Here is an 18,421-nt window from a genome sequence, read left to right on the forward strand (position 1 = left end):
TCATGGTGCGCTCATGCTGCCATTCCCGTGGCGTGTGCGGCAGATGGTGCGAACGGCGCTGACCTGCTATGCCCGCAGCAGAACGCATCCGGTAATCGGACAGTCCCGTGCCAGAGTTGCGGGATGAGACTTCTGATACTGGGTGGCACCGAGTTCGTCGGCCGCGCCGTGGCCGAGTCCGCGCTGGCGCGGGAGTGGCAGGTGACCGTCTTTCACCGGGGCCGTCACGAGGCACCGGCGGGCGTCCGTGTCCTGCACGGCGACCGCACCGCGCCGGACGGCCTCGCGGCCCTCACCGACGGCACCGACGGCACCGGCGGCGCCCCCGAATGGGACGTGGTCGTCGACACCTGGTCGGGCGCGCCGTCCGTCGTCCTCGACGCGGCCCGGCTGCTGGCCGGCCGGGCGGGCCACTACGCGTACGTCTCCAGCCGTTCCGTGTACGCCTACCCGACCCCCGCCGGGCTCCCCGAGGACGGTCCGCTGGTGGAGGGCGCGTCGGCCGACGCGGAAGCGAGCGACTACGCGCGGGACAAGCGCGGCGGCGAACTGGCCGCCGAGGCGGCCTTCGGCGGCCGTGCGCTCCTGGTGCGGGCGGGCCTGATCCTCGGCCCGTGGGAGAACGTGGGGCGGCTGCCGTGGTGGCTGGGGCGGATCGCACGCGGCGGCCAGGTGCTCGCGCCGGGACCGCGCGACAACCCGTTGCAGTACATCGACGTACGCGACCTCGCGGAGTGGACCCTCGACGCGGCGGCGCGCGGCCTCGGGGGCGCGTACAACCTCGTGAGTCCGCCCGGCCACGTCACGATGGGCGGGCTGCTGGATGCGTGCGTCGAGGTCACCGGGTCGGACGCCGAGCTGCGCTGGACGGATCCGGAGACGATCCTCGCCGCCGGTGTCGAGCCGTGGACGCAGCTGCCGATCTGGCTGCCGCGCGGTGAAGTGCACGACATGATGCACAGCGGTGACGTCTCCAAGGCGCTCGCGGCGGGGCTCCGGTGCCGGCCTGCGGAGGAGACCGTCGCCGACACCTGGGCGTGGCTCCGGTCGATCGGCGGCGAGGCCCCGCAGCGCCCGGACCGGCTGAGGGTCGGGCTCGCGCCGGAGGTGGAGGCGGACCTGCTGGGCCGCTGACTCCCGGACACCTGCCGACGCCTCCCGGCTCATTGACTCCCGGTGACGGATTCGTCGCGGATCCTGCTCGGAGGGGTTGTGCGAGTGGTGCTAGGTACACCACCGATTGGGGGCGGAAACCGCTCACGTACGACGGGCACCGCACGGCAGACTGATGGTCGTGCCCGTCAGAGGGCGAAGGGCCGGTCGCCGTCGGGGCACGGGCGACGAGGAGAGGATTCACCATGAACGGGAAGCAGATGTTCGCCGAGGCGGGCAGGACCACCGGCCGGGGGCTGGTGCTGGCGGTGACCGCCCTGGCCGGCTCCATCACACTGTTCGTCCTGTCGGTGCTCTCGATCACCTTCGTCCTGCTCGGCCTCGGCTTCTTCTCCACCCCCTACGTGCTGACCGCGGTGCGGGCACACGCCAACCGGCGCCGGCTGCTCGCGGCCACCTGGTCGGACGTCAAGATCCCTGTGCCGTACCGCCCGATGCCCGCCGATCTGCGCACCGGCGTCACCGGCCATGTGGAGCGGACCACGCTGATGCTGAAGGACCCGGCCACTTGGCGGGATCTGACGTGGCTGCTGGTGGACATGACGGCGGGGGCGACGGTCGCCCTGATCTCCGTGGGCCTGTTCATCTATCCGCTGGACGGCCTGGTGCTGGCGGCCGGTCTCTGGCAGGTCTTCGAGGACAAGGCGTACTGGTACGGCTTCGTCCCGGTCGACAGCCAGCTGACCGGCCTGCTCGCGGCGGCACTGGGCGCGGCGATCGCGGCGGTCGGTCTCCGTTACGGCGGCGACATCCAGCGCGGCCACTTCCTGCTCGCCAAGTCGCTGCTCGCCCCCAACCAGGACCAGGAGCTGGCCCAGCGGGTCGCCCACCTCACCGAGACGCGGCACGACGCCGTGGACACCTCCGCCGCCGAACTCCGCCGGATCGAGCGGGATCTGCACGACGGCGCACAGGCCCGACTGGTCGCCATGGGCATGGACCTGGGCACGATCGAGGCGCTCATCGAGAAGAACCCGGCCAAGGCCAAGGAGCTCATCGCCAACGCCCGCCAGTCCTCCGCCGAGGCGCTGACCGAACTGCGCGACCTGGTCAGGGGCATCCACCCGCCGGTGCTCGCCGAGCGCGGTCTGGGCGACGCGGTGAAGGCGCTGGCGCTGCGGCTGCCGGTGGAGACCGACGTGCAGGTGGATCTGCGGGGCCGGGCCGACGCGCCGGTGGAGTCGGCCGCGTACTTCGCGGTGAGTGAGATCCTCACCAACGCGATCAAGCACTCGAACGCGGACCGGATCTGGATCGACATGATCCACTCGGACTCCATGCTGCGGGTCGCGATCGGCGACAACGGCGAGGGTGGCGCGAAGATCGGTTCCGGCACCGGGCTGAGCGGACTGGAGCGCCGACTCGGTACATTCGACGGCATCCTGGCCGTCAGCAGTCCCGAGGGCGGCCCCACCATGGTCACCGTGGAGATCCCTTGCGAGTTGTCCTAGCCGAAGACCTCTTCCTGCTCCGTGACGGTCTGGTCCGGATGCTGGAGGCGTACGACTTCGAGGTCCTGGCCGCCGTGGAGACCGGACCCGAACTGACCAAAGCTTTCGCGGAGCTGGAGCCGGACGTCGCTGTCGTCGACGTCCGGCTTCCGCCGTCCCACACCGACGAGGGCCTCCAGTGCGCCCTCGCCGCGCGCCGGGACCGCCCCGGGCTGCCCGTCCTGGTCCTGTCGCAGCACGTGGAGCAGTTGTACGCACGGGAGTTGCTGGCCGACGGCAACGGCGGCATCGGGTATCTGCTCAAGGACCGGGTCTTCGACGCCGACCAGTTCATCGACGCGGTGCGCCGGGTCGCCGCCGGCGGTACGGCGATGGACCCCCAGGTGATCCAGCAACTCCTCTCCCGCAGGGCCCAGGACAAGCCGATCGGCCAGCTGACGCCGCGTGAGCGCGAGGTCATGGAGCTGATGGCGCAGGGCAGGTCGAACGCCGCGATCGCCTCCCAACTCGTCGTCACGGAGCGGGCGGTGTCCAAGCACACCTCGAACATCTTCGGGAAGCTGGGGCTGCCGGTGTCGGACGACGACAACCGGCGGGTGCTCGCGGTGATCGCCTATCTGGACCGGGGACAGCAGTGACGGACTGAGCGCCCCGGCGCTCGCTGAAGGGGCCCCCGGGCGGGGCGTGTTGAGGGCATCCGCCCGGTTTGTTGATGGAGATTTCTATGAATTCCTTGTGGGGCTGAACAGGCCGCGAATGACGTCCGTATGGAACGGAGCGCTTCCTCCCCCCGCCGGAGACCCCCCTGAGAACCGGCACTGAAGCTTGAGGAGTTCCATGGGACGCACGTCAAGAAAACGCTCGACACTGGCGAACCGGGCCATCGCGGCCGCGGCTGCCTTGATTCTGGGCGGGGGTGGGCTGGTAGCGGTAAATGTCTACGCATCCGCGGGAGAAGGCCGCTCCGGTCAGGATCAGCAGATCCAGAATGCCGGGCGGCAGATGTCCACCATCGACTGTCCAGAAGTCGCGAATGAGCTCACCAAGGTGCCGAGGCGGGCCCGTGCCCAGGTCGACCGGGAACTTGCCCGGATGGACACGCAGATCACTGTCGCCTACAAGCGTTTCGCCGACAACAAAACGAAGTTGGAGAGGGATCCGAAACTTACCGAGAAGAAGATCCTGAAGCCGCTGAAGCAGCAGCGGCTCGCCAGCCTCAAGACCATCCGCTCCGCGCTCAAGCGCGCCGGGCACTGGCAGAAGAGCCTGGAGTCGCTGGCGCCGTGCACCATGCGCCCCGACGACACTCCGAACGAGGGTGACCCGGGCGGCGGCCAGAACGGCGGCCAGGGTCAGGACGGCGGCCAGAACGCCGGGCAGGACGGCGGTCAGGGTCAGAACGCGGGCCAGGACGGCGGCCAGGGCGGCGACACCGGCGGCGGCGAGCAGCCGCCGCCGCCCGGCAACGGCCCCGATGCCTCCGATTTCGTCGACATCGAGTCCGTCGAGCCCAACGTGCAGCAGCCGCAGGAGCAGGAACAGGCCTCGACCGGCACTTTCACCACCGACTGCGGGCGGAACGAGAACGGTCTCTTCAACTCGGACAACGTCATCGCCGCGCCCGGTGTGAGCAACGGCGCCCACCACAAGCACGACTACGTGGGCAACCAGGCCAACAACGCCTTCGCGAGCGACGACGACCTCGCCAACGGTGAGACGACCTGCAACGAGCAGGGCGACAAGTCCACCTACTACTGGCCGGTGATCCGCCTCCAGAACGGTCAGAACGAGGACGACGCGAACGAGGACGGCGGCGGCAAGGACGGCAACGTCGGCGAGATCCAGACGCCTTCCGAGGTCACGCTGCAATTCGCCGGAAATGCCACGTCCAAGGTCACGGCAATGCCCCGATTCCTCCGCATCATCACCGGTGACGCGAAGGCGTTCGTCAACGGCAACGCCAACGCGAATGCCTCGTGGAGCTGCACCGGATTCGAGGACCGCCAGCTGAAGGACAAATACCCGATCTGCCCCGCCGGCAGCCAGGTAGTACGTTCGTTCGCCTTCCAGAGCTGCTGGGACGGACAGAACACCGACAGCGCGAATCACCGCACGCATGTCGCGTTCGCCGACCAGAACGGTCAGTGCCAGGAGGGATTCCAGGCGATTCCGCAGCTGAAGCAGCGGATCGTGTACGACCTCCCGCCGGGTCCCGGATTCGCGGTGGACTCGTTCCCGGAGCAGTTGCACAAGCCCATCACCGACCACGGAGACTTCATCAATGTCTTCGACGACAACGTGATGAACAAGATGGTCGACTGCATCAACACCGGCAAGGAATGCAACTGAACGAACCGCCACTAGCGGTGTGACGTAATTCCCAGGCGCCGGAGGGGCCTACTCAGCCCCTCCGGTGCCTGTTGCCGTCAGCTCTTCTCGGGGTGGCCCGAGTGGCCCTCTCCGTCGTGCCCCTCGCTGTCGCCGTGACCGCCGCTGTCGCTGCCGCCACCGTCGTCACCGCCCCCCGAGTGGTGCTCCGGGGCCGTCTCGACCGTCCCGCCCAGCCGTCCGCGCAGCGACTCGACCACCTTCGCGTCGCCGCTGGCGACCCACTTCCTGCCGACGAGGTACGAACCGCCGTAGTCGTTGGCCTCGTTGATCCACTCGCGCAGACCTCGGTCGGTCGCGAACGTGGTGAGGATGTATCTGCCGTAGCCCGTCTTGCAGTTCGCCTGACGCAACTCCTCGGCGTCGGTCTGCACGTTCGGATCACACTTGGCCTTCTCGGCCAGCTGTTCGAGGCTCCCGGTCGCCGTCTTCGGCGTCTCAGGGGCCTCGTCGTCATTCGCGCCGCAGCCGCTCAGCAGAGCCAGGGCCAGGGCCGGCACCACCAGTGCCACTCGGGGTCGCTCGGTACGCATTCGGCCATCGTGCCCTCTTCACAAGCCCCCGCGCGAGTGAACGACGCATCACATCGTTGCCCACCCCCCTCCCCATCATTAACGTGCGCTCCGCATGCACCTGTTGTCACACCCGTGACTGCACACCAGTAACTGAGGACAGAGGACCGCTGATGACCGAGCTGCCGAGTCCCACCCGTCCTGCCACTCCCTCCAGGCGTGCGGTGCTGGCCGGTGCCGGGGCCGTCGGGGCCGGAGTCGGCGTGGCGCTCGCCGCACCCTCCCCCGCCGCGGCCCGCCCCTCCGCGTCCGATGCCACCGCCGGTGCCGCCGCCGCCCGCGCCGCCGTGGAGCGGCTGCTCCCCCGCCACGCGGACCAGTTCCACTTCCGGGTGGTGAGCGGCCCCGAGCGGTTCCGGGTCGCCGGGTCCGCCGGACGTGTCGAGGTGTCGGGTACCGACGCCGGCGTCCTGCTGACCGGGGTGCACTGGTATCTGAAGTACGTGTGCGGCGCCCACATCAGCTGGTCCGGCAGCCAACTCGACCTGCCCGCCACGCTTCCGGCGCCCCGCCGCCCGCTGGAGCGCTCGGCGACCGTACGGCACCGGTTCGCCCTCAACGACACGCACGACGGCTACACCGCCCCGTACGCCGACTGGCCGCGCTGGGAGCGCCTGCTCGACGTCCTCGCCCTGCACGGCTGCAACGAGGTCCTCGTCACCACCGGCCAGGAGGCCGTCTACCACCGGCTGCTGACCGGTTTCGGCTACTCCGACACCGAGGCCCGCACCTGGCTGCCCGCGCCCTCCCACCAGCCGTGGTGGCTGCTCCAGAACATGAGCGAGTACGGCGGCCCGCTCTCCCCCGAGCTGATCGGGCGCCGCGCCGGGCTCGGCCGGCGGATCACCGACCGGATGCGCGAGCTGGGCATGGCCCCTGTGCTCCCCGGCTACTTCGGCACCGTCCCCGACGGCTTCGCCGCCCGCAACCCGGGCGCCAGGACCGTGCCGCAGGGCATGTGGAACGGGCTGCCGCGCCCCGACTGGCTCGACCCGCGCACTCCCGTCTTCGCCGATGTCGCCGCCGCCTTCTACCGGCACCAGAGCGATCTCTTCGGCGAGGTGGACCATTTCAAGATGGATCTGCTGCACGAGGGCGGCAACGCCGGTGACGTACCGGTGCCGGACGCGGCCCGCGCGGTCGAGACGTCGCTCCACAAGGCACGCCCCGACGCGACATGGGTGATCCTCGGCTGGCAGACCAACCCCGTGCCGGCCCTGCTCGACGCCATCGACACCGACCGCGTGCTGATCGTCGACGGCCTGTCCGACCTGGACTCGGTGACCGACCGCGAGCGGGACTGGGGCGGTACGCCGTACGCCTTCGGCACCATCCCGAACTTCGGCGGGCGCACCACCCTGGGCGCCAACTCCGACCGCTGGACGGAGCGGTTCACGGCCTGGCGCGACAAGCCGGGCAGCGCGCTCGTCGGGACGGCGTACATGCCGGAGGCCGCCGAGCGCGACCCGGCCGCGTTCGAGCTGTTCAGCGAACTGGCGTGGCGACAGGATGCGGTGGACCGCGCGAGCTGGTTCCGGTCGTACGCCGATCTGCGCTACGGCGGTGAGGACAGCGCCGCGCGGGACGCTCTCGGCGTGCTCGCGTCGACCGCGTACCGGCTGACGACCACCGACGGCCGCCCCGTCGACTCCCTCTTCTCGCGCCGCCCCTCCCTCACCTCCTCCGTAGGAACAGCCTTCGACACCGCCGAGTTCGACAAGGCCTTCGGCTCGCTGCTCGACGTACGGGCGGAGCTGCGCGGCTCGGACGCGTACCGGCACGATGTGACGGAGCTGGCCCGGCAGGCGCTCGCCAACCGCTCCCGGCTGCTGCTGCCGCAGTTGCGCGGAGCCTTCCAAGGAGGCGACGCCGCGACCTTCCGCGCGCTGGCCGCGCTGTGGCTGAAGCTGATGCGGCTGAGCGACACGATGGTGGGGTGCCACCGCTCGTTCCTGCTCGGGCCGTGGCTGGAGGACGCCAAACGGCTGGCGACCAGCCCGGCGGAGGCCGTGACGCTGGAGTGGACGGCGCGCACGCTGATCACCACGTGGGCGGACCGGTCGGCGGCCGGGCACTTGAGCAACTACGCCAACCGCGACTGGCAGGGCCTGCTCGCCGACGTCCATCTGCCGCAGTGGGGGGCCTATCTGGACGAGCTGACCGACGCGCTGGCCGCCGGGCGGGAGCCAAAGCCCGTCGACGACTGGGACTGGTACGTGGACGAGGAGGCGTGGACCCGGGAGCGCGGGAGCTATCCGGTGCGTGCGACGGGGGACGCGTACCGGACGGCGCTGCGCGTACGGGACACTCTGGCGACCGCCCCGTACCAGGGCGCCGTCACCGTCACGGCCGACCCGGTCGCCTTCGCACCGGGCAGTACGGGCACGGTGAAGGCGGACTTCAAGAACGCCAACGGCCTGCGCGGCACGGGCCCTGTCGACTTCGCCCTGACCGGCCCGGACGCCCGCCCGGACGGCCCGACCCGGCTCTCCGCCGTCGGCCCGGCGGGCACCGGATCCGTCTCCTGGTCGGTGACGGCCCCCGCCGAACCGCTCACAGTGCCTCTGCGCCCGCTGCCGTACGAACTGGCGCTGGAGTACGGTCCGAGCGGCGAGGAGCGCGTGCGGACCGTCCAGCGGGGCGCGGTGTACGTCGCCGGGCCGCCGGCCGCGGGCTGGCGCACGTACAGCAACAACGGGGCGGTCTTCGGACAGCTCGGCGACCGCTTCGCGATCAACGGCGGCGGCCAGGACCTGTGGCGGGCGACGGCGCAGTTCGGCACGGCCTTCGTAGGAGGCGCGTTCGGGGACGGTGTGAGCGTGACGCTGCGGGTGGACTCGCAGGAGAACACGGGTGCGTGGGCCCGCGCGGGCATCATCGTCCGCGACAGCCTCGCGACGGCCGGCTCCCCGGGCATCGTCAATCTGGCGGTGACGCCGTCGAACGGGGTGGTGCTCTCGTACGACACGACGGGCGACGGCACGCTGGACACCTACCAGCGCGTCACCGGCGTCACCGCACCGGTGCTGCTGCGACTGACGCGGTCGGCGGGCCGGTTCACGGGTTCGTGCTCGACGGATGCCGGGACGACCTGGCGCACGGTCGCCACGGTGCCGGTACCGGGCGCGGCCGGGGTCCAGGACGTGGGCCTGTTCATGAGCGCGACGAACGGGAGCAGCGGGCTGCGGGGAACGGTGGAGTTCGGCGAGTGGGCGGTCTCGGGCGGGAGTGCGGGGGGCAAGTAGCACCCCGAATTCCCCCGCCCGGCAAGGGAGTTGCGGGCGTTCGGGGTGACCATCCGACGGATCGCTCGTTCTGCTGAATGTGCCTCCACCCGACGCCGCCACGGCCTCCGCCGCCGCCCCCACTCCGCCCGGTCCCGCCCCCGCGCCCATCGACGTGGAACAGGCCGAGGCGGCCCTCGTCGAGCACTACCCGCGGCTGGTCCGGATCGCCTATCTCGTACTGCCTCCCGCCCTTGGGCGGAACCGCCGGGTGCTGACCGCGCACGCCGTCGTCCAGCGGTCGCTGCCGCGCAACCGCACGGCTGCCACGCCCGACAACGGATACGCCTACGTACGCTCCCGGGTGCTGCGGCAGGCGCTCGACGCCGGGCGGCCACTGCGCCGTGCGGCGTGGCCCCGGCGCGCCCAACTGCCGCCGTTGCTGCCGCACGTGTGGGGGCTGCGGCTGTTCCCACGCTCCGGCGGCGCCGATGAGCTCGCCCTCGACCGCCGCCTGTCGGCCCTCTCCGGCGGCGCCAGGGCCGCCTTCGTACTGAGGGGGCTGGAAAGGCTGGCCGACCCGGACGTACACCGGCTGCTCGCCGTCTCCGGGGTGGACGATCCGCACGCGGCGCTGGCGGAGGCCGACGGCATCGGTACGGAGGGCGTGGCGCTGCTGGAGTCCCCCGAGTACGACCCCTGTTCGCTCCAGGCCCGCCCCACCGATCTGCTGCGCCGTCGCCAGCACACGCGCGCGGCGGTCGCGGGGGTCGCAGCCGTGGCCGTCTGCGGCGCGCTGCTCGGGCTGCCCGGCGACGGCTGGGGCGCGAACGGCGCGGCCGCCCCGTCGTACACCCGCAACTCGGCCGCCGAGGCGGCCCTGGACCCGGCGAAGGTGCGGCGCGTCCCGCAGGACGCGTGGCGGGCCTCCGCGCGGACCGACTTCTCCGTGTGGCCCACCCGCGGCACGCTCGCCGACGACCGGCCGCTGCTGCGCCGGGCGCTTGCTGTCTGGGCCAGACCGGGTACGTCGGTACGCGTCTCGTCGACACCGGCCACGCCCGTGGGGCCGCCGATGGGACCGGCGCAGTTGCTGTACGCGGGCGAGGTCGGCCAGGCACGGGTGGTGCTGCTGTACGACGGCCTGCGGATCGCCCGGTACGCGGAACCCCGCACCGGCACCGGGCCCGTGGCACTCGACTTCGCCCGGGTCGACGGGGCGGCGGCCGACACCGCCCCCGGCGCGGCCCCGAGCACGTACGCCCTGGTCGCCGCGCGCACGGACGGCAACGTGCGTTATCTGACCGCGCCCTGGGTGAAGGGGACGTCCGTGCGCGATCTGCTCGACCCGACGGGTGACGCGCGACCGCTTCGGCGCGGCGCGGACGGGGTGACGGATCCCGTCCCGACGGCCGGCGAGAAACCCGAGTGCGGGGCGTGGGACGTGCTGGAGGTGACCGAGAAGGACCCGGGCGCCGTACGGCTGCTGTCCGACCTCGGCGAACTCACGCCCGCGCGGCTCACGTCCGGCCCCCCGTCGGCGCCCGTCGATGTGTCGGGAAGCACGGCGCGGGCCGCCTGGGCGCGCACGGCGTGTCTGCTCCCCTCCGTGCGCTCGCACGGCGTGCGGACGGTGAACTCCTGGCAGTACGCGAGCCAGAGCCTGCCCGAGTCCAACGGCGGCGCGAAGTGGGTGTGCACCCGCGCGGAGACGTGGCGGGGCACGGAGAACAGAGTCCTGGCGCAGTTCCAGCCGCCGACGGCGAAGGCCGGGACGCCGCCGCCGGGGGCGGTCGCGGCGCGGGCTTCGAACTCGTCGGCGTGCGGGTCGCGCGAGCCCTCCGTGCTCGCGGGTGTGCTGTGGAAGTCGCGCGGTGGCCGGTGGTACGTACTGGCCGCCGGCAGCGAGCAGTTCCGGTCCGTGCGTACGACGGGGGGTGTCACGGGCGACGTACGGGGCCGGGTGCTCGCGGTCCGGGCGAAGCCCGGTGACCGGGCGGAGCTGGACGGGCTGCTGGCCGACGGCAGACGCGTGGGCGCGCTGCGGTGAGGGCCGGGTGCGCGGTTCAGGGCAGGAGCAGCCAGTCGGTGGCCAGCGTGGCGACGAGACCGGCGCCGAGCAGCCAGGTGGCCAGCCGGGTGCGGCCGTGCCTGCTGAGTTCGATGACGACGCCGCAGAGGATCATGGCGAACCCGTAGAGGCCGACGCCGAGGACGGAGCTGCGGTTGGCGAGCCGTACGGCCAACAGCGCGGCCATGGCGACCAGCAGGACCGAGGCGACGGCGACGCGGAGGCGGCGGGCCTGGCGCGGGGTGAGAGCGCCGTCGTCGTAGTCGCCCTCGTCATGGTCGCCGTCCTCCTGAACGCCGTCGTCGTGGTCGCCCTCCTGCGGGTCGCCGGCTCCCGACTCGGCGACCGGATGGACGTCCGCCCCCGGGCGCTCCGAGGCTTCCGGCTCCCCTACAGCCTCACCCGCCCCCTCTCCAACCGTCTCCCCCGTGGCCCCGGACTCCGGCTCCGATTCCGGCGTTTCGGTGACCTTCTCCTGGTCAGATGCGTTCATGGTCGGCGAGCGTAACCGACAGGCTTCAGCCACCGACGGTTAGGCTGTTCATATGACGACCGGGGTCCGACGCAGAATGGGCGTCGAAGAGCGACGCCAGCAACTGATCGGTGTCGCGCTGGAACTGTTCAGCCACCGCTCGCCCGATCACGTCTCCATCGACGAGATCGCGGCGGCCGCCGGCATCTCCCGGCCGCTCGTCTACCACTACTTCCCGGGCAAGCAGTCGCTGTACGAGGCAGCCTTGCGGCGGGCCGCCGACGAGTTGGCCGAGCGCTTCGTCGAGCCGCGCGAAGGCCCGCTCGGCGCCCGGCTGCTGCGCGTCATGGCGCGCTTCTTCGACTTCGTGGACGAACACGGCCCCGGCTTCTTCGCGCTGATGCGCGGCGGTCCCGCCGTGGGTTCGTCCACCGCCAACGCCATGATCGACGAGGTGCGGCAGGCCGCGTACGAGCAGATCCTCTCCCACCTCTCCATCCAGTCCCCGCCGCCCCGGCTGGAACTGGTCGTGCGCTCCTGGGTCTCGCTCGCCGAGTCGACGGCGCTGCTGTGGCTGGACGGCCGCCGGATCCCGCGCGGTGAACTGGAATTGCAGCTCGTGCACGACTTCGCCGCGCTGGCGGCGGTCAGCGCGGCGTACGACGACGAGATGGCGCGAATTCTGCTGCCGGTCCTCGCCGACGAGCCGCCGGGCGGCCCGTTCGGCGATCTGGTGACCCGTCTGACGGGCCTGGCGTCCGACCTGCCGACAGCTCGGACGGCGGCTACGCCGCTGCCCGCCGCGCGCACCGCCTAGGACGGGTCAGCCCGCGGACCCGTACACCACCGTCACTTCCTTGAAGCCGAGGGAAGTGAGCAGACCTTGCAGCATGCTGGTGGTGTTCTTCTCGGCCCGCTCCGTCAGTCCGCTGTCCTTCGCCGCGTTCTGGATGTGCTGGGCGGCGAGTTTGTTGACGGCGCGCTCGTCTGCCGGATTGTCGGAGAAGAAGTCACCGAGCCGGTCGAGCAGCCCGCGCTGCTTGGAGACGGCGTACGACCGGTCGGCGTCCAGCGTGGCCTTGCCGAGCTGGGCGTGCGGCAGCCGCAGTGTCGCGGTGGTGCGCTCCTTGTTGACCTTGACGTTCTCGTCGCCGATCCCGCCGAGGTCCACGTACGACCCCACGCTGCCGGCGCCCACGTAGAGCGTGCGGCTCCCCTTGATGGTGTCGGGGAGGAACTTGGCGTCCTTCTCCAGATCCACCACCACCTGGAAGTTCCCGGACGCCGCCTGGTAGCGGCTGAGGTCCTGGATGGACTTGAGAAGGGTCGGCCCGGTGCGGTCCTCCGTCTTCTCTCCGAACACGTCGTCGAATCCCGGGACCAGATCGAGCCTGCTGCCGATCCCGAGCAGCACGACAAGCACCACGAGCCCGGCGGGCAGCTTGATCCACCAGGGCACTCTCGACCCACGAGACCCGCGCGTCCTGCCCTGACTCTGTTCGGGTTCTGGTTTCACGTCGGTGGACGTCATGCCTACCGGATTACCCGTCCGCCGGGGTTCACGCCCTGCCGGGCCCGCAACAAGTTCGGGCAACTCGCGTGCATGGAAGACGCGTTGACGGGAACGGCTGCCTCCGGCCCGCCGACGGCAGGTCGGAGGCCCACAGGAGTCTCAGCCGGCCCGGAAGACCGCCACCGTCCGCCCCGGCACCTCGAAGGTGCCCGAACTCACCTCGTACGCCGCCTTCTTGACCGTGGCATCGGCACCGCCCGCCTGTACCGGATGCAGCCCGTACGCCCGGCCGGCGAGCCCTTCGACCCGCTGCCGCGTCGTGTCCGGTGTGGCGTTGAAGACCACCACCAGCGCCCCCAGACGCATCGTGATGACGCCCGGCGTCTCGTCGGGCCCGGAGAGCGGGAAGGACAGCGCCGACTGGACCGCGCCGGTGGTGGGGAGCCGGAAGGCCGCCTCCGTGGTGCGGATCCTCAGCAGATCTTGGTACGCGGCCGAGGCGCCGGAGATCTCCGTGCAGCCGGGAGTGATGCCGGGCGTCCCCAACAGCGGCTTGGCGTAGGGCCACTTGGACTCGTTGTCGGCGGCGGGCGGCAGGCCGCGCCCGAAGCCGTTGCCGTCCCGGCAGTCCCAGTTGATCGCGTTGAACCAGTCGCCGCTGTCGTACGAATTGCGGTCCAGCGACTTGGAACGGAGCAGGTCCGTCCCGGCCTGCGAGAGCGAGGGCCCTTGCGTGAGCGCCGCCGTCGCCATGGCGAGCACCTGCGCCCTGGCCCGGTCGGCGGCCGGTGTGGTGCGCGGGAGCTTGAAGGCCAGGGTGTCGTAGAGGCTTTCGTTGTCGTGCGCGTCCGAGTAGGCCAGCGCCTCACCGGGCGCGGCGGCGTATCCGGCGGCGGCGCCGTTGTAGTCGACCTCGGAGCCCTTGACGGTGCGGCCCGCGCTGTCGGTGAAGGAGTAGCCGGCGAGATTGCCGGTGAGTCCGACCTTGATCAGGTCCTGGTAGTGCAGCAGCCTGGCCCGCTGTTCGGCCGCAGTGCCGTTCGCCGCCGAGGAGTTGGGATCGGTGAAGAGTCCGGAGGCGAACCCCTGGACCCCGGGGTCCTCGTCGAAGGGGCCGCCGCCGCGTACCGCGTCGCGCGCCCGGTCGGAGAAGGTCGCGATCCCGGTGCCGGCCATGTTCTTCTGCGTGGCCTGGACGAAGCGCGCGTCGTCGGCGATCTCGCCGAAGTCCCAGCCCTCGCCGTAGAGGATGACCGACTTCCCGTCGACCCCGTCCTTGGCGACGGTCAGCGCGTCCAACGCCTCGCGCACGGCGAGGATGTTGGCCTTGGGGTGATGCCCCATCAGGTCGAAGCGGAAGCCGTCGACCTTGTACTCCTTCGCCCAGGTGACGAGCGAGTCCACCACGATCTTGCCCATCATGGCGTTCTCGGGCGCGGTGTTGGCGCAGCAGGTGGAGGTCGCCACCGTGCCGTCGTCGAGCAGCCGCTGGTAGTAGCCGGGCACGATCCGGTCGAGTACGGACTTGGGGTCCTGGCCGCTCGCCACGGTGTGGTTGTAGACGACGTCCATCACCGTCCGCAGGCCGGTGGAGTTGAGCCCCTGCACCATCCGCCGGAACTCCACGGTGCGCCTGGTGCCTTCGGGGTCACTGGCGTACGAGCCCTCGGGCACCGTGTAGTGCAGCGGGTCGTAGCCCCAGTTGAAGCCGTCCTTCGCCGCCGCCTTCGCGACGCACGCCTGCTGCTCGTCGGAGTCGGGGGCGTACACGGCCAGGTCGCAGGCCGGTTCCTGCTGGTCGGAGGGGGTCTCCGGGATGGTGCCGATGTCGAAGGCGGGCAGCAGATGAACGTAACTGGTCCCCGCGTCGGCCAGTTCGGCGAGGTGCTTCATGCCCTTCGACCCGGTGTCGGTGAAGGCGAGATAGCGGCCGGGGTGGTCCGAGGTGCGGTCCGCGATCGAGAAGTCGCGGACATGCAGTTCCTGGATCTGCGCGTCGCGCATCGGGACGGCCGCCGGCTTCTTCAGCGCCGCCCAGCCCTTGGGCGCGAGCTTCGCATCGCCGAGATCGACGGCGAGGCTGCGCGCCGAGTCGGTGGTCAGGGCGGTCGAGTAGGGGTCGGTGACCTTGTTGGTGACGACCTTCCGCACGCTCGGCGCCCACACGTCGACCACGTACCGGTACGGCTTGCCCGCCCAGCTACGGCCGCCCTCCACGGACCACACACCGCTGCGGTCGTCGCGCCGCATCGGCACGCGCTTCCCGTCGAGCTCCAGCGCCACCCGCTTGGCCGTCGGCGCCCACACCGACAGGGTGGGGCGGCCGCTCCTGAAGACGGGCCCGAGCGAGGCTCGCGTCGCGGAGGCGGCGTACAGGTCGTCGAGCACGCCGGGGATCTGTACGCCGGTCGCGTCCAGCAGCGCGCCGTTCGCGGCCCGCTGCGTGGCGACGATCTGGCCGCGCAGCGACTCCTTCACCCTGTCCCGGTCACGCGGGTCGACGGTGAAGGCCGGATAGTCCTTCAGATGGGGGTACTTGGCCTTCTGCGCGTCGGTCAGCGTCCCCGGAGCGAGCCGCAGCCACTGCCCCTCCTCGGACAGCGCGCCGTTCTCGACGGTGATGCCGCCGTCCGGTGCGTACACGAGCTGCTGGCTGGTGGCCTCGGTGGCCCTCACCTTCCAGACGACGGTGTCGCGGTCGATCCACTGCGCCTCGGCCTTGCCGAGATCCGGCGTGGGTACGGCGCCGGCGGTCGGCAGCAGATACTTCGGCCGGCCTCCGAGCATCCAGACCTCGTTGCCGTACGTCGACAGGTCCAGCGACTGGTCGGACGGCAGGTCCTTCTCGTCGCCCTTGTGCAGGATGTAGCTCAGCGACGTGGCGCCCTCGGCGAGCGGCACCTCGTACGTCACCCCGTACGCGTCCTCCTTCACCGGCAGCAGCGGCTTCGCCCAGTCGGTCGGGTCCTTGGCGCCGGTCCAGGTGTGCAGGCCCCAGCCGTCGTAGTCGCCGTCGGCGCGCTGGTAGTGCAGGACGGCCTTGGTCCTGTCCTGCGGCGGGTAGGCGCCGTCGGGGGCGCTCTCGCTCTGGCCGGTCTCCCCCTGCTCGATCCAGACCTCGCCGGTCCTGGCCAGGTCGACGGTGCGCTCGGGGCCGTCCTCCGTCCCGTCCTTGACGACGGTGTACGGGACGGCCGACGCGCCCTCGGTGACGTCGACCCACGCGAACGCGCCGTACGCGTCGCGCCCGGTGAACTCGGCCGTCGTGTCACCGGACTTGAGCTGCCAGCCGTCGTACTTCCCGTCGGCGCGGCGGTAGTGCACGATCGCGTGCTCGCGCTCGACGGCCGTGGGCGGCTCGGGCGCGGGCGCCTGCCCGGCGGTCGAGGAGGCGAGGTCCGATGCGGTACGGCCCCGGCTGTCGGCCACGACGGCCTTGTAGCGCAGGGGTGTTCCGGCGGCCACGTCGGCGTCCAGATGCTGGGTGACCCTGTACGGGGCGTGGTCGGCGCTGCCGAGGGTGCGCCACTTCCCGTTGCCGACCTGGGCGGCGAAGACGACGCGGTTGAGCTGTCCGCCGTCGACGTCCGCGCCGATCTCCACGGTGCCGGTGGCTCCGGCGGCCGGGGCGGTCAGGGTGACCGACGGATTGGCGGCGGGCGGCGCGAGCGGTTCGGCGGCCAGCAGGACGAGCGACGACAGGGCCGGGACGGTGACCTCGATCTTGGCGTCGGCGCCGCTGCGTACGGTCCCGCCCGCCCGCGAACCCCCGTACAGGGTACGGAAGTCGGTGCCGGCCGACCCGGTCGGCACCTTCACCGTCTTCGGTGTCGCGGCGTTGTTCACGGCGACCACGTACTCGTCCCGCTTCGTCGCGTCGGTGCGGGAGAAGGCGTACACGGAGTCCGCCGCGTACCGCTCGGTCTGCACGCCGTCGCGCAGCGCCGGGTGCCGCTCGGTGAGCTTCGACAGTTCGGCGATGGACCGGTAGATCGGGTGCGCGGGGTCGTACGCGTCGGAGGCGTGCGTCCGGTCGGTGCCGAGCTGGTCGTCGTCCAGATAGTCGGGGGTCGTGGAGGCGAAGAGGCTCTGGCGGGCGTCCTTGTCGCCGCCGGGGCCGGTGAAGCCCTGCTCGTCGCCGTAGTAGATCACCGGGTTGCCGCGCGAGAAGAACATCAGCTCGTTGGCGAGGCGGGCGCGCTTCACCAGCTCGGCGTCACCGGCCGCGGGGTTGTCCTGCTTGAGGAAGGTGCCGATGCGGCCCATGTCGTGGTTGCCGAGGAACGACACCTGCTCGTAGGCGTTCGCCTTGTCGGTGGTGTAGCGGTAGTCCTCGCCGAAGACCTTCGCGAGCCGCTCGGCGGACGCGCCCTGCGAGGCGTAGGCCCGCGCCGCGTCCTGGAGGGGGAAGTCGAGCGTGGAGTCGAGCCGCCCGCGCGTCACGTACGGCGAGGTGACGGCGGTGTCGGCGGAGTAGACCTCGCCGAACATGAAGAAGTCGTCCCGGCCCCGCTTCGCCGCGTAGGCGTCGAGCGCGGTGGCCCACTCGGTCCAGAACTCCAGATCGACGTGTTTGACGGTGTCGATGCGGAAGCCGTCGATGTCGAAGTCCCGGACCCACTTCTGGTAGATCTCCGCCATGCCGTCGACGACCTCGGGCCGTTCGGTCCACAGGTCGTCGAGTCCGGCGAAGTCGCCGTACTCCGAGCTCTCCCCGGCGAAGGTCGAATCGCCTCGATTGTGGTACATCGTCGGGTCGTTGAGCCAGGACGGGACCTTCTTCTCGCCCGCCTTCGGCGCCGGTGTGTACGGGAACGCGTCGGCGTCGACCCGGCCGACGCCCTCGCGGTCGTCGAAGGGGCGGCCGTCCTTGTCGAGGTAGGGATGGGCGCCCTTGGGGCGGTAGCCGTACTTCTTCTCCGCGTAGTCGACGGTGTCGGCGGTGTGGTTGGTGATGACGTCGAAGAAGACCTTCATGCCCTTGTCGTGGGCCTTGTCGATGAGCTTCGCCAGCTCGGCGTTGGTGCCGAAGTGCGGATCGACCTGGGTGAAGTCGGTGATCCAGTAGCCGTGGTAGCCGGCCGAGACGTCGTCGCCCGTGCCCTGCACCGGCTTGTTCTTGAAGATCGGCGCCATCCAGATGGCGGTGGTGCCGAGGCCCTTGATGTAGTCGAGCCGGTCGGTGATCCCCTTGAGGTCGCCGCCCTGGTAGAAGCCCTTGTCGGCGGGGTCGTAGCCGGTCTGCGTACGCGAACCGGTCAGCCCGCCGCGGTCGTTGGACCGGTCGCCGTTGGCGAAGCGGTCGGGCAGCACGAAGTAGAACTGCTCCCGCGTCAGATCGTGGCGGGCCGGTTCCCCGGCGAGCCGGGCGTCCGACGGCGGCGCCGGGGCGCGGGCGGCGACGGCCGGCAGCGCGGGCACCAGGGCCGCGCAGAGGGCCGCGGCCACGACGGCGACGGCCGTTCTGCGCGGGAACGCGGGCAGGGGCGGGCGTATCACGCGGGATCTCCTCGGGGTACGTACGGGAGGGCCGGCCCGGCGACGGCGCGTGGTGCGG

At 71.2% G+C, this 18,421-nt stretch carries 11 protein-coding genes; 7 read left to right on the forward strand and 4 right to left on the reverse strand.

Going from position 1 to position 18,421, the window contains the following annotated elements; translation table 11 throughout:
* The first annotated feature begins 123 nt into the window (after nt 1-123).
* The 4 genes from ACIBBB_RS08415 to ACIBBB_RS08430 all read left to right on the forward strand — a co-directional run bounded on the left by ACIBBB_RS08415 (nt 124) and on the right by ACIBBB_RS08430 (nt 4,973).
* Complete coding sequence (locus ACIBBB_RS08415; RefSeq protein ID WP_398980145.1) at nt 124-1,134, forward strand: NAD-dependent epimerase/dehydratase family protein; 1,011 nt, start codon at nt 124-126, stop codon at nt 1,132-1,134.
* A gap of 224 nt (nt 1,135-1,358) precedes the next feature.
* The gene (locus tag ACIBBB_RS08420; protein ID WP_398980147.1) at nt 1,359-2,624 is read left to right on the forward strand and encodes a sensor histidine kinase; all 1,266 of its coding nucleotides are present in this window, start codon (nt 1,359-1,361) and stop codon (nt 2,622-2,624) included.
* Nucleotides 2,609-3,262: a response regulator transcription factor gene (locus ACIBBB_RS08425; protein WP_189108028.1), complete on the forward strand. Its 654-nt coding sequence runs from the start codon at nt 2,609-2,611 to the stop codon at nt 3,260-3,262. The genes ACIBBB_RS08420 and ACIBBB_RS08425 overlap by 16 nt, the downstream gene beginning before the upstream one ends.
* Before the next feature lie 199 nt (nt 3,263-3,461).
* Nucleotides 3,462-4,973, forward strand: coding sequence for a DUF1996 domain-containing protein (locus tag ACIBBB_RS08430; protein WP_398980149.1), 1,512 nt, complete (start codon nt 3,462-3,464; stop codon nt 4,971-4,973).
* 77 nt (nt 4,974-5,050) lie between these two features.
* Here the strand turns inward: ACIBBB_RS08430 and ACIBBB_RS08435 are convergent, their stop codons facing one another.
* Entirely contained in the window at nt 5,051-5,545 is a 495-nt protein-coding gene (locus ACIBBB_RS08435; RefSeq protein WP_398980151.1) for a hypothetical protein, read from the reverse strand.
* A 152-nt stretch (nt 5,546-5,697) separates the two neighbouring features.
* Here ACIBBB_RS08435 and ACIBBB_RS08440 point away from each other — a divergent pair, with 152 nt between their 5' ends.
* Together ACIBBB_RS08440 and ACIBBB_RS08445 are read left to right on the forward strand one after the other, a co-directional pair.
* Entirely contained in the window at nt 5,698-8,829 is a 3,132-nt protein-coding gene (locus ACIBBB_RS08440; RefSeq protein ID WP_398980153.1) for an alpha-N-acetylglucosaminidase TIM-barrel domain-containing protein, read from the forward strand.
* Nucleotides 8,830-8,899: 70 nt separating this feature from the next.
* A complete protein-coding gene (locus ACIBBB_RS08445) occupies nt 8,900-10,858 on the forward strand; it encodes a hypothetical protein (protein WP_398980746.1) in 1,959 nt (652 codons plus the stop codon).
* A gap of 16 nt (nt 10,859-10,874) precedes the next feature.
* Here ACIBBB_RS08445 and ACIBBB_RS08450 read toward each other — a convergent pair whose 3' ends face one another.
* Nucleotides 10,875-11,372, reverse strand: coding sequence for a hypothetical protein (locus tag ACIBBB_RS08450; protein ID WP_398980155.1), 498 nt, complete (start codon nt 11,370-11,372; stop codon nt 10,875-10,877).
* 52 nt (nt 11,373-11,424) lie between these two features.
* Here ACIBBB_RS08450 and ACIBBB_RS08455 point away from each other — a divergent pair, with 52 nt between their 5' ends.
* On the forward strand, nt 11,425-12,168 hold the full coding sequence (locus ACIBBB_RS08455; protein ID WP_398980157.1) for a TetR/AcrR family transcriptional regulator: 744 nt from the start codon (nt 11,425-11,427) through the stop codon (nt 12,166-12,168).
* Between the two features lie 6 nt (nt 12,169-12,174).
* Here ACIBBB_RS08455 and ACIBBB_RS08460 read toward each other — a convergent pair whose 3' ends face one another.
* Nucleotides 12,175-12,882 (reverse strand): DUF4230 domain-containing protein, encoded by a 708-nt coding sequence (locus ACIBBB_RS08460; protein ID WP_398980159.1) that lies wholly within the window; start codon nt 12,880-12,882, stop codon nt 12,175-12,177.
* 141 nt (nt 12,883-13,023) lie between these two features.
* Nucleotides 13,024-18,312, reverse strand: coding sequence for a pullulanase-type alpha-1,6-glucosidase (pulA, locus tag ACIBBB_RS08465; RefSeq protein WP_398980747.1), 5,289 nt, complete (start codon nt 18,310-18,312; stop codon nt 13,024-13,026).
* Nucleotides 18,313-18,421 lie beyond the last annotated feature (109 nt).

Source organism: Streptomyces sp. NPDC051217 (genome assembly GCF_044455465.1).
Lineage (GTDB): Bacteria > Actinomycetota > Actinomycetes > Streptomycetales > Streptomycetaceae > Streptomyces.